The sequence below is a fragment of the Actinomadura sp. CNU-125 genome (assembly GCF_001942465.1).
GTDB lineage: Bacteria > Actinomycetota > Actinomycetes > Streptosporangiales > Streptosporangiaceae > Spirillospora.
The window spans coordinates 1-14713 of the sequence record NZ_MKJY01000124.1 but is presented as its reverse complement, the minus strand read 5'-3'; the positions used below and the strand labels follow the sequence as shown (position 1 = coordinate 14713).

11 protein-coding genes and 1 pseudogene are annotated in these 14713 nt (G+C 73.3%); 7 read left to right on the top strand and 5 right to left on the bottom strand.

The window, feature by feature from the left end; translation table 11 throughout:
• Together BJF79_RS16670 and BJF79_RS16665 are read right to left on the bottom strand one after the other, a co-directional pair.
• The coding region (locus BJF79_RS16670) for a serine/threonine-protein kinase (protein ID WP_143219975.1) at positions 1-972 on the bottom strand (972 nt) is incomplete at its 3' end.
• Positions 973-1027: 55 nt separating this feature from the next.
• Positions 1028-2782 (bottom strand): serine/threonine-protein kinase, encoded by a 1755-nt coding sequence (locus BJF79_RS16665; protein WP_262402128.1) that lies wholly within the window; start codon positions 2780-2782, stop codon positions 1028-1030.
• Positions 2783-3319: 537 nt separating this feature from the next.
• On the opposite strand from BJF79_RS16665, the gene BJF79_RS16660 reads away from it, so the two are divergent.
• Positions 3320-3613: a DUF4193 domain-containing protein gene (locus BJF79_RS16660; RefSeq protein WP_026400666.1), complete on the top strand. Its 294-nt coding sequence runs from the start codon at positions 3320-3322 to the stop codon at positions 3611-3613.
• Positions 3614-3628: 15 nt separating this feature from the next.
• A complete protein-coding gene (locus BJF79_RS16655) occupies positions 3629-4456 on the top strand; it encodes a hypothetical protein (protein WP_083733505.1) in 828 nt (275 codons plus the stop codon).
• Between the two features lie 192 nt (positions 4457-4648).
• On the opposite strand, the gene BJF79_RS16650 is transcribed toward BJF79_RS16655, so the two are convergent.
• The gene (locus BJF79_RS16650) at positions 4649-4936 is read right to left on the bottom strand and encodes a DUF4235 domain-containing protein (RefSeq protein ID WP_075898559.1); all 288 of its coding nucleotides are present in this window, start codon (positions 4934-4936) and stop codon (positions 4649-4651) included.
• Between the two features lie 151 nt (positions 4937-5087).
• Here BJF79_RS16650 and valS point away from each other — a divergent pair.
• Together valS and BJF79_RS16640 are read left to right on the top strand one after the other, a co-directional pair.
• Positions 5088-7618 (top strand): annotated as a pseudogene (gene valS, locus BJF79_RS16645) (valine--tRNA ligase).
• A 120-nt stretch (positions 7619-7738) separates the two neighbouring features.
• Complete coding sequence (locus BJF79_RS16640; RefSeq protein WP_075898556.1) at positions 7739-8635, top strand: metal-dependent hydrolase; 897 nt, start codon at positions 7739-7741, stop codon at positions 8633-8635.
• Between the two features lie 37 nt (positions 8636-8672).
• On the opposite strand, the gene BJF79_RS16635 is transcribed toward BJF79_RS16640, so the two are convergent.
• Positions 8673-9911, bottom strand: coding sequence for a cytochrome P450 (locus BJF79_RS16635; protein ID WP_075898571.1), 1239 nt, complete (start codon positions 9909-9911; stop codon positions 8673-8675).
• 243 nt (positions 9912-10154) lie between these two features.
• On the opposite strand from BJF79_RS16635, the gene dut reads away from it, so the two are divergent.
• Both dut and BJF79_RS16625 read left to right on the top strand, forming a co-directional pair.
• On the top strand, positions 10155-10631 hold the full coding sequence (dut, locus tag BJF79_RS16630; protein ID WP_075898568.1) for a dUTP diphosphatase: 477 nt from the start codon (positions 10155-10157) through the stop codon (positions 10629-10631).
• 54 nt (positions 10632-10685) lie between these two features.
• On the top strand, positions 10686-11483 hold the full coding sequence (locus BJF79_RS16625; protein ID WP_262402127.1) for a DUF3710 domain-containing protein: 798 nt from the start codon (positions 10686-10688) through the stop codon (positions 11481-11483).
• Positions 11484-11555: 72 nt separating this feature from the next.
• Here the strand turns inward: BJF79_RS16625 and BJF79_RS16620 are convergent, their stop codons facing one another.
• Positions 11556-12257, bottom strand: coding sequence for a PIG-L deacetylase family protein (locus BJF79_RS16620; protein ID WP_075898565.1), 702 nt, complete (start codon positions 12255-12257; stop codon positions 11556-11558).
• 51 nt (positions 12258-12308) lie between these two features.
• Between BJF79_RS16620 and BJF79_RS16615 the strand changes: the two genes are divergently transcribed.
• Positions 12309-14708, top strand: coding sequence for a HEAT repeat domain-containing protein (locus BJF79_RS16615; RefSeq protein WP_143219974.1), 2400 nt, complete (start codon positions 12309-12311; stop codon positions 14706-14708).
• Positions 14709-14713: the final 5 nt, after the last annotated feature.

Below are 14713 nucleotides of genomic sequence, written 5' to 3'. Positions count from 1 at the left end.
CACCGAGCCGGGCGGCGTGGACGACCCCGGGTGCGCGGACGAGCCGGGCGGGGGACTCGGCCGCCGCGCGCAGCCGCGACGACTCGCGGCGGCCGTCTCGGCGCCCTTGGTGAGCATCTCGGCGTCCCCGGCCGCCGGGGCCGCGCCCGGCCGCCGCAGGCTCCCGGCGAGGCTCAGCAGGTGCGCCAGGACCTGCTGCGACGCGGGCCGCAGCGCCGGGTTCTTGGCCAGGCACGCCAGCACCACGCCGCGCAGCGGCTCCTGCAGCCCGCCGAGGTCGGGCGGGAGGTTCAGGATGCGGTTCATCACCGCGGGGATGGAGTCCTGCCCGAACGCGGTGCGCCCGTTCGCCGCGTACGCCATCGTCGCGGCCCACGACCAGACGTCCGCGGCGGGCCCCACCTGGTTGCCGGAGATCTGCTCGGGCGACATGTAGGCGGGGGTGCCGACGGCGACGCTGGACATCGTCCCGGTGGCGTCCAGCGCCCGCGCGATCCCGAAGTCGATCACGCGCGGGCCGTCCGGCGCGAGCAGCACGTTGCCGGGCTTGAAGTCGCGGTGCACCACCCCGGCGTGGTGGATGGCGGCCAGCGCCGTCATCGTGCCGATCGCGAGCCGGTCCAGGTCGGTGCCGCGGCGCGGGCCCTCCTCGGCGAGCACCGCCGACAGCGACGGGCCGTCGATGAACTCGCTGACGATGTAGGGCCGGTCGCCCTCGACGTCGGAGTCCAGGACGCGCGCGGTGCAGAACTGCGAGACGCGCTTGGCCACCGCGACCTCGGCGGCGAACCTGGAACGCGCCTTCGGGTCGCCGCTGAACCGCGCGTGCAGCAGCTTGATCGCGACGGCGTCGCCGTCGTCGCCCTCCCCGAGGTAGACGGCGCCTTGCCCGCCCTCCCCGAGCAGCCCGGTGAGCCGGTAGGGGCCCAATTGCTCCGGATCGCCCGTGCGGAGGGGCGCGGCCTCGGGCATGTGGCGTCCTTCCGGGGGAGGGCCGACGTCCTTTTCTCGGGACTTTACGCGATCATCACTTCGTCACGGTGCCGTAAGCGGCCGCCGGGTCGGACCTGTCCATCCGCCACTCCCAGCGGGCGGACCGCTCACCGGTCAGGTTGAAGGTGACGTATCCGGGGGCGCAGTTCTCCTCCTCCTGACCGGACATCGGGGTCTCCTTGTACTCGACCTTGGTGCCGCTCTCGCTCAGCAGCTGGAGCCGGGTCAGGCAGGTCGGGTGCGTGGAATCGTAGGTGTAGCGCCCCGTGCCGGACGTGTAGATCATCGAGAACCGCACCGTGAAGTTACGTCCCGAGGCGACCGTGTCGGGCTGCGTTCCGTTGCCCCGCCACACCCCGAGAAGCCCCTGGCGGGACGACCCCGGCGACCTGCTGGGCGACGGCGTGTACGGGGGGTCGGACGTCTCCGTCGGCAGCGTGACGGGCGGGTCGTAGTCATCGTCGTCGGAGGACGCCGCCGCGATGATGAACACGACCACCACGATGAGGATCACCGCGAGGACGCCGCAGCCGATCGCGAGGATCGGCCCCGTGTTCGACTTCTGCCGGCCGTACGGCTGCCCGGGCGGCACCGGCCCGCCGGGGACGCCGGGGCCGCGCGGCCGCCGGGCGGCTGCATCATCGGCTGGTACGGGCCGGGCGGCTGCATCCCCGGCCGCGGCTGCGGCGGCGCCGGCGGCATCCCGGCGTTCTGGTACATCGGCATGGGCGGCGGCGTGATCGGCTGCGGCGGGGGCGTCGCGGGCCCGCCGCCGTGCTGCTGCGGCATCCCCTGCTGCTGCCCCGGCATGCCGTGCTGGTGCATCGGCATCGGCGGGGGAGTGATCTGGTGCTGCGGCGGCTGCGGCTGCCGCGCCGGCGGCACCTGCGGCGGCGCCGGGAGCTGCGCCGCGATCCGGGTGCCCTGGTCGAGCAGGTTCGCCTCGCTCGTCCCGGACGGCGCCGCCACCGACGTGCCCGAGCAGGTTCAGCAGCAGCTGGGGGGCGGACGGCCGCAGGCCCGCGTCCTTGTTCAGGCAGCGGCCCACGAGGTCGCGCACGGGGCCGGGCGGCAGCGCCGACAGGTCCGGGTCCTCGTTGAGGATCCGGTTGATGATGACCGGCAGCGTGTCGGCCTCGAACGGCGACTGCCCGGTCGCGGCGAACACCATCGTGGCGCCCCACGCGAAGATGTCGACCGCGGGGGTGAGGGCGGCGCCGGTCAGCTGCTCGGGCGCCAGGTAGCCGGGGGTGCCGACGACCATGCCCGTCGCGGTGACGGCGCTCTCCTGCGAGTTGACGGTCCGGGCGATGCCGAAGTCGACGACGCGCGGGCCGTCCGCCGCCAGCATGACGTTGTTGGGCTTGAAGTCGCGGTGCACGATCTCGGCCTCGTGGATCGCGGCGAGCGCCGTGGCCGTGCCGATCGCGAGCCGCTCCAGGTCGGCGGCGTTGCGCGGGCCCTCGTGCGCGACGACGTCGTGCAGGGACGGCCCGTCGATGAACTCGCTGACGACGTACGGCTGGTCGCCGTGGACGTCGGCCTCCAGCACCCGCGCGGTGCAGAACGGCTCGACGCGCTGCGCCGCGGACACCTCACGCACGAAGCGGGCACGCGCGGACGGGTCGTTCGCCGTCTGCGCGTGCAGCAGCTTCACGGCGACGTGTTCGCCGCCCGGCGTCCTGCCCAGGAAGACCGCGCCCTGCCCACCGGCGCCGAGCCGCCCGATGACCTCGTACTGTCCCAGTGCCCGGGGATCGCCTGGCTCCAGCGGAGCGGCATCCGGCATCTGACCCTCCCGTGACCCGCGGTGTCGTTCCGCGATATTGTGCGCCGGACCCGCCGCCGGGTCACCCCCCCCGGCCATGCCGGGACGGCCCCCTGCGCGGGGGCCCGCCCCCAGCTCTCCGAGCGGGCACCATATCGCGTTAGTTCAGACGTTTCACCGGCCCGTCCGGTTCAGTGCCCGGGCGGCCCGAACCGGACGGGACGGCGCGCGCGGCCGGTCGGTGCGCGCGAGGCCCCCGGGACCGATATGATCCCCGACCGCCGCGGGATGCCAGACGGTCGTCGATCGGCACGGTGAAGCAGTGTGCGAAGGAGCTTTCACCGTGCTCCGGACGTCCGGCGGGCATGTGACGGAAGACACATCGCGAGGAAGAGATTCGGGTGATAGGCGTCACTCGTGGGAACGGTCGCGCCTCGTGTGTCGTACGTCACCAACCGTGACAGAATTTCCCGCCCGGATCGGGCACAAGAACGGTCCCCCGAGCGTTAGATCCGCGCGACGGGGCGCATAAAGCACTGAGGGGGATGGAGATAGAAGATGGCGACCGACTACGACAGCCCACGCAAGACAGACGACGACATCAACGAGGACAGCCTCCAGGAGCTCCAGGCCCGTCGCGCCGACAAGGCCGCGAGCATCATCGACGAGGACCTCGACGCCGGTGAGGTCGCCGACCTTCCGGGCGCGGACCTGTCGAACGAGGAGCTCACGTTCCGCGTCGTTCCGCGGCAGGCGGACGAGTTCACCTGCACCCGCTGCTTCCTGGTGCACCACCGCAGCCAGCTGGCCAAGGAGAAGAACGGCCAGCCCATCTGCCGCGAGTGCGCCTGACCCGGGGGCGGGCCGGTGACGGGAGACCTGGAGAAACGTCGGGACGAGGACGTGGAGCCGGCGCACGGCGGCGGCTCCACCGAACTCGGTGAGCTGGTCGGCCGGCTCACCGCCGACGAGGACATGGACCGCGAGACCCGCGGCCGCCTGCTCGGGCGGCTGGCGAGACTGCTCGGCCAGAACGCCCGCAGGGCGGGGGCCGCGGGCATCGCGCGGGGCCGCTGGCTCGGCGACCTGCTCGTCGAGGTGGCCCCGCACATCCCCATCCGCGATCGGGAGACCCTGAGCTCCCACCATCACGGCCTCACCGGCGAGGCGCTCGCCGACAGCCTCGTCCGGGTGGCCAGCAACACCACCACGGGCGTCGGCGCCGCCGGCGGCGCGCTGGCCGCGGTGCAGTTCACCGCGCCGCCGCTGCTGCTCACCGCCCCCGCGCAGCTCGCCGCCGAAACTCTGGTGGTGGCGGCGATCGAGGTCAAGCTGATCGCCGAGCTGCACGAGGTGTACGGCGTCCGCGTGGAGGGCACCGGTACCGTGCGGGGCCGCGCGTTCGTCACGTCCTGGGCCAGGCAGCGCGGCATCAACCCGCTGGAGGCCGGGTCCATCGGCAGCGCGCTCGGCTCCGCCGCCAAGGCGGCGCTGCGCAAGCGGATGCTGCGCGTGTTCGGCCGGAGCATGAGCACCATGGGGCCGCTGCTCACCGGAGCGGCGGCGGGCGCCGCCCTCAACCGGGGCGCGACCAAGGCCCTGGCGAACACGATCCGCACCGATCTGCGCGCGTCCGCGGGCGTTCCGCCCCCGCTTCCCGGGGAGGACCGGCCGCGGCTGCCGTCCGGGGACTGACCGGGCACCGGCCGATCGCCCGGGCCGGATCCGGACACGTCCCCCTCGTGACCGGACCGCCTGTCGGCGGATCGCCCTGACGGGAATCGGCGCGGCGCCTACGGCGACGGCGACGCGGCGGGGGCCGGATACCGGCCGTGCCCGCCGCGTTCGTCCGCCTCCGGCCGGTCGGCCCGCCGGCCGGTCAGGCCGTCAGCTCTCGACCTTCAGGTGCGACGGGGGCGCGCCGGTGCCCTTGGCCCACTGGTGCGCGACGGCGCGGGTGGCCAGCAGCCGCGCCACCTCCATGCCGACGCCCATCATCACGGCCCAGCCGATCGCCTCGGCGAGCGCCACGTCGGGCGACTCGGGGTTGGTCGGCGGCTCCTTGCCGGTGCTCTTCTTCCAGGCCATCGTGATGACCTTCTTCGCGACGAAACCGCCCGCGAAGGCCGCGGCGCCGGCCGTCAACCGCCAGCCGAGTTCGCCCTTGTCCGCCATGTTCGTCCTCCAGTCGTCCTGATCTTCTCCGACGCTACCGGACCCCGCCCGCCCCGGACCGGCGACCGGCGAGGCCCGCGCGGCCCGACGCGGCGGCGTCGCGGGCGGGAAATGCGCATGCGCCCGGGGGCGATGTCAATACCATTGGCGCATGACAGAGCGTCCGCGTACACCGCATGTTCCGGCCAAACCCGCACTCGACGGCCTGGAGGACAAGTGGGTACGCGTGTGGGACGAGGAGGGCGTCCACCGCTTCGACCGCACCAGGCCGCGCGCCGAGGTGTACTCGATCGACACGCCTCCGCCCACGGTCAGCGGCTCCCTCCACGTCGGCCACGTCTTCTCCTACACCCACACCGACGCCGTCGCCCGGTTCCAGCGCATGCGCGGTCGAGCGGTCTTCTACCCGATGGGGTGGGACGATAACGGGCTGCCCACCGAGCGGCGCGTGCAGAACCACTTCGGCGTCCGCTGCGACCCGTCGCTGCCGTACGACCCCGGCTTCGAGCCCCCCGCCAAGCCGGACGCGAAACGCCAGATCCCGGTGTCGCGGCGAACTTCATCGAGCTGTGCGAGCGGCTCACCGAGGTCGACGAGAAGGCGTTCGAGGAGCTGTGGCGGCGCGTCGGCCTGTCGGTCGACTGGAACCACCTGTACACGACGATCGGCGCGACGTCCCGGACGGCGTCGCAGCGCGCGTTCCTGCGCAACCTCGCGCGCGGCGAGGCGTACGTCGCCGAGGCCCCGACGCTGTGGGACGTCACGTTCCGCACGGCCGTCGCGCAGGCCGAACTGGAGGACCGCGAGCAGCCGGGCGCGTTCCACCGCCTCCGGTTCCACGCGCCCGAACGGCCCGTCTACATCGAGACGACCCGGCCCGAGCTGCTGCCCGCGTGCGTCGCGCTCGTCGCGCACCCCGACGACGAACGGTACGCGGAGCTGTTCGGCACGACCGTCCGCACGCCGCTGTTCGACGTCGAGGTGCCCGTCCTCGCGCACCGGCTCGCCGAACCCGACAAGGGCTCGGGCATCGCGATGATCTGCACGTTCGGCGACGTCGCCGACGTCACCTGGTGGCGCGAGCTCGACCTGCCGACCCGCGCGGTGATCGGCTGGGACGGCCGGCTGGCCGCCGAACCGCCCCGCGACGTCCCGTCCGGGCCGTACGCGGAGCTGGCGGGCAAGACGGTCTTCTCCGCGCGGGAACGGGTGGTGGAGCTGCTGCGCGAGTCCGGCGACCTGGACGGCGAACCGCGCAAGGTCGCGCGGTCGGTGAAGTTCTACGAGAAGGGCTCCAAGCCGCTCGAGATCGTCACGACCCGGCAGTGGTACATCCGCAACGGCGGGCGCGACGCGGGGATCCGCGCCGAGATGCTCGCGCGCGGCGCGGAGCTGAACTGGCATCCGCCGCACATGCGGGCCCGCTACGACAACTGGGTCGAGGGCCTCAACGGCGACTGGCTGATCTCCCGGCAGCGGTTCTTCGGCGTGCCGATCCCCGTCTGGTACCGGCTGGACGAGTCGGGCGAACCGGTCTACGACGCGCCGATCGTCCCGTCCGAGGGCGAACTGCCCGTCGATCCGTCGTCGGACGTCCCGTCCGGTTTCACCGAGGGGCAGCGGGGCGAACCGGGCGGTTTCATCGGCGACCCGGACGTCATGGACACCTGGGCGACGTCGTCGCTGACCCCGCAGATCGCGGGCGGCTGGGAGCGCGACGCCGACCTGTTCGGCCGCGTCTTCCCCTACGACCTGCGGCCGCAGGCGCACGACATCATCCGCACCTGGCTGTTCTCCACGGTCGTCCGCTCGCATCTGGAGCACGGGTCGCTGCCGTGGAGCGACACCGCGCTGTCCGGCTGGATCCTCGACCCCGACCGCAAGAAGATGTCGAAGTCGAAGGGCAACGTCGTCACGCCGATCGACCTGCTGCGCGAGTACGGGTCGGACGCCGTCCGGTACTGGGCGGCGAGCGGGCGGCCGGGCACCGACACCGCGTTCGACACCGGGCAGATCAAGGTCGGGCGCCGTCTCGCGATCAAGATCCTGAACGCGTCGAAGTTCGTCCTCGGGCTCGGCGAGGTGACGGACGAGGGGCCCGCGGCGGTCGTGGAACCGCTCGACCGGGCGATGCTCGCGACGCTGGCGGGCGTCGTCCGGGACGCGACCGAGGCGTTCGAGGGCTACGACTACACGCGTGCGCTGGAGCGGACGGAACGGTTCTTCTGGGAGTTCTGCGACGACTACCTCGAACTGGTGAAGTCCCGGGCGTACGGGGACGGACCGGAGGCGCAGTCGGCGCGCGCGGCGCTGCGGACGGCGCTGTCGGTGCTGCTGCGGCTGTTCGCGCCCGTGCTGCCGTTCGTCACCGAGGAGGTCTGGTCGTGGTGGCGGCACGGGTCGGTGCACACGGCCGCGTGGCCGGCGCCCGCGGAGCTGCCGCTGGACGGCGACCCGGCGGTGCTGGCCGCGACGGGCGCGGCGCTGCGGCAGGTGCGCAAGGCGAAGTCGGAGGCGCGGGCGTCGATGCGCGCGGACGTGTCGCGCGCGGTCGTCCGGGGCGCGGAGGTGCTGCGGATCGCCCGCCCGGACCTGGCCGCCGCCGGACGGATCGCCGACCTCACGATCGAGGACGCGCCCGCCGACCTCACCGTCGAGGTCGAACTGGCCCCGGCCACGTGAGCCCGGGCGAGTAAGGCCCGGCGAGTAAGGGCCGTCACACGGCCGCACCCTTGACTTCCCCCGGCCCGCTCCACATATTAGACGGCGAATCTAATTGCTGGGCGGGCCGGGAGGACGCGGATGAGCGAGATCGACGAGCGGCACCCGGTGATCACGCCGCGGCGGGTGAAGTTCGACTGGACGGACACGCCGCTGCACTGGATCCCGGGCGAGCCGGTCGCCACGCACTTCATCAACGTGCTGCACCTGCTCCTGCCCGCCGGGGAACGCTGGTTCGTGCACGTCTACAAGCAGGCGCTGCCGCTCGTCGAGGACGACGAGCGCCTCTACCGCGAGGTCAAGGGGTTCATGGGCCAGGAGGCGGTGCACGCCTACTCCCACCAGGGCGTCCTCGACCGGCAGATGCTCGCGCGGGGCCTCGACCCGCGGCCGCTGACCCGCCGCATCGAGTGGATGTTCAAGCACATGCTCGGCGACCGGCCCCCGGTCCCCGGCATGTCCCGGCGCCGGTGGCTGAAGCTGCGGATCGGGATCATCGCCGGGATCGAGCACTACACCGCCGTGCTCGGCCAGTGGATCCTGGACGCCCGCGCGCTCGACGACGCGGGCGCCGATCCCACGATGCTGGACCTGCTGCGCTGGCACGGCGCCGAGGAGGTCGAGCACCGGTCCGTCGCGTTCGACGTCTACGAGCACGTTTCCGGCGCGTACGCGCAGCGGGTGCGCTCGTTCTTCATCGGCCTCGTCGCCATGCCGCTCGCGGTGTACGTAGGCGCCGCGTACCTGTGCCGCGCGGACCCGACCCTGCACGGCGTCCGGCCGCGCGTTCGGGACTACCGGCGGGCGGTCCACCGCGGCCTGTTCCCGGGCAACCGGTTCATGATCTCGGCCGCCCGCACCTACCTGCGGCGCGACTACCACCCGTCCGCCGAGTGCTCGACGCGCCGGGCCGTCGACTACCTGTCGACCTCGCCCGCCGCGCGCGCCGCGGCCGTCACCGGGCGTCCAGCCGCGTGACCCGGGCCGTGACCCGCGCGGTGACCCGGGTACGTGATCAGTAGGTGAACGGCAGGTGCTTGATGCCGTTGATGAAGTTCGAGTACAGCCGGTCGGGACGCCCGTCCGCGCGGATCTCCGGGACGCGCGTGAACAGTTCGCGGAACATCACCGTGATCTCCCGGCGGGCCAGGTTCGCGCCGAGGCAGAAGTGCGGGCCGGGCCCGCCGAAGCCCACGTGCGGGTTCGGCGACCGGGTGATGTCGAAGACGTCGGGGTTCTCGAACACCTCGGCGTCCCGGTTCGCGGAGTTGTAGAACAGCAGCACCTTCTCGCCCGTCCGGTACCGGTGGCCGTTCATCTCGTGGTCCCGGGTGACCGTCCGGCGCATCTGGATGACGGGCGTCGCCATCCGGACGATCTCCTCGACGGCGCCCGGGATGCGCGCGTCGAAGTCGTCCGCCAGCAGGGCGCGCTGCTCGGGGTTGTCGGTGAACAGCTTCAGGCCGTGCGAGATGGCGTTGCGGGTCGTCTCGTTCCCGGCCACCACGAGCAGGATGAAGAACGACCCGATCTCCTTGTCGGTGAGCCGCTCCCCGTCGACCTCGGCGCTGACCAGCGCCGACATCAGGTCGTCGGCGGGCTCGCGGCGCCTGCGCCGGGCGAGCTTCATCGCCAGGTGGTTCAGCTCGAACGCCGCCGTCACCACGCGCACCAGGACGTACAGGGCGCCGATGCGGGTGATCTCGCCCGTGAAGTCGCGGCCGCCGGTGTACTCGGGGTCGCCGATGCCCAGCAGCGTGTTCGTCCGGTCGAACACCATCGGCCGCAGGCGTTCCGGGACGCCCACCATGTCGCAGATGACCGTCAGCGGGAGCTTCGCCGCGACGTCGGTGACGAAGTCGCCGCCGGGGCCCCGCGCGAGGACGTCGTCGACGATGCGCGTCGCCGTCGCCTGGATGTCGGTCTCCAGCTTCGCCAGCACCCGCGGGGTGAACGCGCGCGACACGATGCGCCGGATCTTCGCGTGCCGCGGGTCGTCCATGTTGATGATGGAACCGAGGTAACGGGCGATGTACCCGGGCATGTCCGGGATGCTGGTGGTGGTCGGCTCGCTGCTGAACACCTGCGGCGTGCGGCTCGCCTCCACGACGTCCGCGTGCCGGGTCAGCGCCCAGTAGCCCTGTCCCTGCTTGATGAACGGCAGTCCCAGCTCCGGGAAGTGGACCGGATGCTCGCGCTCCCGCAACTGTGCGAACGCCGCCATGCGCTCGTGCTGCGGCCGGGCCCAGAACATCAGGTCCGACAGGTCGGTCGCCGGATCCAGCGTCGTCGTCGCCACTTGGCACCGTCCTCGGGGGGCTCGTGTCCGAACGGAGTTCGGTTTCCATGGAACCGAGGACGCGCGACGACGTCAAGGATCACTTACTCGGCGGGGCGTCGCCGCGGCGGCGTTTCAGGGACGGGACGGGGCCGCGGAGTCGGTATTGTCAGGTGGTTTCCGAGGCGGTTCCGCGAGGTCGAGAACGACGGGGTGGCGATGGGCAAGGTCGATGTGCTGATCAAGCGGCTCGATCCGGAACTGCCGCTGCCCTCGTACGCGCACGCGGGCGACGCCGGCGCCGACCTCGTCGCCGCCGAGGACGTCGAACTGCCGCCGGGCGAGCGCGCGGTCGTCCCCACCGGGATCGCGATCGCGCTGCCGGACGGCTACGCCGCTTTCGTTCACCCCCGGTCCGGTTTGGGCGCTAGGTTGGGGGTGACCATTGTCAACGCACCCGGTACGGTCGATGCCGGCTATCGGGGTGAGATCAAGGTGACCCTGCTGAACACCGACCGCCGCGCCACGGTCCGGCTGCGGCGCGGCGACCGCATCGCGCAGATGGTCGTGCAGCGGGTCGAGACGGCGGTGTTCCACGAGGTCGCCGCACTTCCCGGATCGGCGCGCGGGACCGGCGGGTTCGGCTCCACGGGTGGGTACTCCCACCCCGATGAAGGTCAAAGAGAAGGAGTGTGAGTCGTGGCTTTTGGACGTCGCCGACGGGCCGAGGAAGGCTCTGCGGAACCCGAGGTGACCGAGGAGCCGGCGCCGCAGGGCGCCGAGGACGCCGAGGACGTCGCCGCGGAGGCCACCGACGGGACCGCCAACGAGTCCGACGCGGCGGGCCCCTGGGACTCCGAGGACTCCTTCCCCGAGATGCAGCGTCTCGACTTCGGGTCCCTGCAGGTGCCGGTCGCGCCCGGCCTCGGGTTCCAGGTGAATTTTGAGGCGACCCAGGTGGACGACCAGGGCAAGCCGCTCGACGGCCGCCCCGTCGCCGTCCTGGTGCAGCACCAGGAGAGCGCGATGCAGCTCCAGGTTTTCGCCGCGCCCAAGCGCAGCGGCATCTGGGACGACGTGCGCGCCGAGACCGCCAAGGACATCCAGGAGCAGGCGAAGGGCCAGACCCAGGAGGGCGACGGGCCGTTCGGCTCCGAGCTGCTGGCGATGGTGCCCGCCGCGCTGACCGAGGACGTCCTCGCGGAGATGCCGGCGGACGTCCGCGAGCAGATCCCCGCCGAGTTCGTCGAGCAGGGCTGGGCGCCGCAGATCATCCGTTTCCTCGGTGTGGACGGCCCGCGCTGGTTCCTCCAGGCGGTCGTGCAGGGCGCCGCCATCGAGGACGAGGAGCAGTGGCAGGTGCTGGAGGACGTGCTGCGCGGTGTCGTCGTCGTGCGCGGCGACGCCCCGATGCCCCCGCGCGAGCTGCTGGAGCTGCGCATCCCGCAGGAGTTCAGCGAGTCCCAGCAGGACGGGCAGGACGAAGAGCCCGCCGACCAGGAGTTCAAGCCGTTCGAGCGCGGCCCGGAGATCACCGAGGTTCGCTAGATCACTCTTCCGCCCGGCCGCCTGCGACGTGCGGCCGGGCCTTGGACGGTCCGGGCGGGGATCCCCGCCCGGTCAGGTTTCGATCAGCTCGAACGTCATCGCGTGCTCCACGCCGACGGCCCGTCCGGCGGGCTCCGCCATCCCGGTGAGGAACGCGGCGGCGTCGAAGTCGGCGCCCAGGTTCGAGAAGTACACCCGGTGGGCGAGCAGGGAATCGATTCCGCTCCGCAGATGCCCGGTGACGTCCACGTAGTGCGCGGCCAGCGGCGAACCGCCGAACAGCGCGAACCGCACCCCCTGCCACGGCTCCAGGTCCAGGTCACGGAAGACCCACCGGTTCGAGGCGTCCCGGATCGCGTCGGCGACCGCGAGCCCGAGGACCCGGTGGTCGGCCATGTTGAACCCGCCGCCCGGGAACGATTCCCGGAAGTTCACCGAGATCACCACCTCGGGACGGTGCCGCCGGATCGCCGCCGCCAGCGCGCGCCGCAGCGGCAGCCCGTACTCCAGCACCCCGTCCTGCAGGTCGAGGAACTCGACGGTGTCGACGCCGACGATCCGCGCCGCCTCGATCTGCTCGACGGTGCGGACGCGGCGCACCTCGTCCGGGTCCATCCCGTCGATTCCGGCCTCGCCGCGCGTGGCGAGCACCTCCGTCACCGTCTTGCCCTGCGCCGTCCACTTCGCGACCGCCGTCGAGCCGCCGTACTCCAGGTCGTCGGGGTGCGCGACGATCGCGAGGGCCCTGTCCCAGTCCTCCGGTACCGCATCCATGGCCCCATAATTCCCGAGCGTGACACCGGAAGCGAAGCCTAGGATCGCGCGGTGACCGAAACCGCGATGTATGTCCGGATCGAGCGCCTGCGCGCCGCGATCGCCGCCCGTCCGGCGACGGTCCCGGACGAACCCGCGGACGAACCGCTCTACCAGGCCGTCCACGGGCTGGCCGCCGCGGCCACCGCCGACCCCGGGCGGCTCGCCCGGGAACTCGCCGCGCGTCCCGATCCGGTCCTGCGCGCGGAAGCGTTCCGCCTCGTCCGGGAGGCGCTGCACGCCGACCTGCTGCCACCGGCGGAGGCCCGCCCCCTCGTCGAGGACCTCGCCGCCGACGTCCCCGCCGCGCTGCGCGAACTCGCCGAACCCTGGGCCGTCCTGGACCCCCTGCCGCACGGGCGCGCGCGCCGCTACCTGGCGACGGGCCCGGACGGCGACGCCGTCGAGATCGCGGCCCGGCACGGCCACCGGGACCTTGTACGGGACGTCGGCCGCCGACCCCGCCCGGGCCCCGCGCGTGCGGCGGCGGGCGCTCGAACTCCTCGGCGGACTCGCCGCCCGCGACGACGTCCCCGACTACCTGCTCGCACTCGCCCGCACCGACGCCGAGCTGTTCGCCGCACCGGCCGTCGCGTGCCTGACCGGCCTGCACCGGCGCGGCCACTTCGTGCGGGACCGCGACGTCCCGTCCGTGGTGGCCCTCGCGCTCGCCGACCATCGCATCGCCGCGGCGGACGTCGCGGTCGTCCTGTACACCTCCCGCCGCGCGGCCCTGCGGGAGCTGACCTCCCCCGGCGCGACCTGCCGCGGCGCCTCGCCCTCCTGGTCGCCCTCGACGCCCAGGGCGGCAGCCTGGACGCGGGCGCCGCCGTCGCCGGCCTCGCCCGCCGCGCGCCGACCCGGGCCCGTACCTGGCGGCGATCCGCGACCTGCGGCACGTCCCGGCCGAGGAGACGGCCATCGCGCTCCTGCCGCGGTCCCCGCTCCCGGCCCTGGCACGCCCTCGAAGCGATCGGCGGCGCCCGCACCGCCGACGCCCTGTGGACCGCCCTCGGGCTGGACGGCGGCGAGATCGTCCCCTGCCTGCGGGCGCACCGGCACCGGGCCCTGGAGATCCTCTGGCACCTCACCGGCGACCCCGCCCGCCGCCGCACGCTCCTGGACGTCCTCGACCCCCGCGACCTGCCCCGCCGCATCGCCGACGACCTCGGCGGCCCGGACCCCCGCGAACTCGCCGTCCTCGCCGCGAACCCCGACCCCGAAGACCCCGTCGACGCCCTGTGCAGGCTCGCCCGCAACGGCGACGCGACGTCCCTGCCCGCCATCGCCGACCTCCTCCTGCGCGTCGTCTCCGACCTGGCCGCAACCTGGGGCGAAGGCCCCGAACCGGTCGTCCCGCCCGATGTCGTGACGGAGCTGCGCGGCCTCGGCGGGCGGCTGTACCGGCGCGGCGCGATCCGTCCCCGCTGCCTGCTGGACGCGTCGGACGAGCGCGAAGCCGAACACGAACTCGTCACCGACATCGCGCTCGGCCTGCTCGACCGTCCGGGCCTGTCGCCCGCCGAGCAGACGATCCTGCTGGGCCTGCCGTGCGGCGGTCGCGGCCACGTCCGCACGCGGGTGCACCGGCTGCTGCGGCACCGCGACCGGCACGTCCGCAAGAAGGCGATCGAGTCGCTCGTCGGATGGGACGCCCGCGCGCTGTCGGCGAGCCTGGTCCCGCTGACCGCCGCCCGCGACCCGCAGACCGTCCGGCAGGCGCTGCTCGCGCTGGAGAAGGCGGGCGCGACCTGGGCCGCCCCCGCGATCGCCGCCTGCCTCGACCACCCGAACATGAACGTGAAGAAGACCGCCGCCGAGGTGCTGTCGGCCGTGGGCTCGCCCCGGGCCGTCCCCGCGCTCCTCGCCTGGCTGGCCCGCCACGACAACCCCGGCTTGCGCGACGCGCTCCTGCGCGCCCTCCGCTCGATCCTGCGCGACGCGTTCGCCGCGACCGTCCGCGCGGCGGCGGACCGGACGGACGACGACCGCGCCCGCACCCGCCTGCTGTCGACCCTGCGCAGAACGGCCGAGCATCCGGCCGCGTGGCTCGCCGAACACGGCTGGGCCCCCGAGGTCGCACGCCGCGTCGTCACGTCCCGCGCCTCCGGCGAACCCCGGCTCCGCGCGATGCTCCCGCACTGGCTCGCCCTCGCCGCCTCCGGAGATCCGGACGGCTCCGTCCTCCGGTTCGTCCTCGCGCTCTGCACCCCGCCGTGGACGGACGCCGAACTGGAAACCTTCGCCCGCACGGCCCCCACGCTCGTCGACGCCCTCGACGGCTCCGACCGGACCCGCCTCACCGAATTGCTCCACGCGACGATCCCCCGGACGGGCCCCGCCGGACGCCGAGCCCTCGCCGCCCGCCTCCGCCGACTGCCCCCGGACCGTCGACGTGCTCGCCCTCCTTGAACGCC

Excerpts from the sequence above, each read along its gene's own strand:
- dut (WP_075898568.1), top strand. The coding sequence starts at position 10,155 with ATGGGCAAGGTCGATGTGCTGATCAAGCGGCTCGATCCGGAACTGCCG.
- BJF79_RS16660 (WP_026400666.1), top strand. The coding sequence starts at position 3,320 with ATGGCGACCGACTACGACAGCCCACGCAAGACAGACGACGACATCAAC.
- BJF79_RS16620 (WP_075898565.1), bottom strand. The coding sequence starts at position 12,257 with ATGGATGCGGTACCGGAGGACTGGGACAGGGCCCTCGCGATCGTCGCG.
- BJF79_RS16640 (WP_075898556.1), top strand. The coding sequence starts at position 7,739 with ATGAGCGAGATCGACGAGCGGCACCCGGTGATCACGCCGCGGCGGGTG.
- BJF79_RS16635 (WP_075898571.1), bottom strand. The coding sequence starts at position 9,911 with ATGTTCTGGGCCCGGCCGCAGCACGAGCGCATGGCGGCGTTCGCACAG.
- BJF79_RS16665 (WP_262402128.1), bottom strand. The coding sequence starts at position 2,782 with ATGCCGGATGCCGCTCCGCTGGAGCCAGGCGATCCCCGGGCACTGGGA.
- BJF79_RS16650 (WP_075898559.1), bottom strand. The coding sequence starts at position 4,936 with ATGGCGGACAAGGGCGAACTCGGCTGGCGGTTGACGGCCGGCGCCGCG.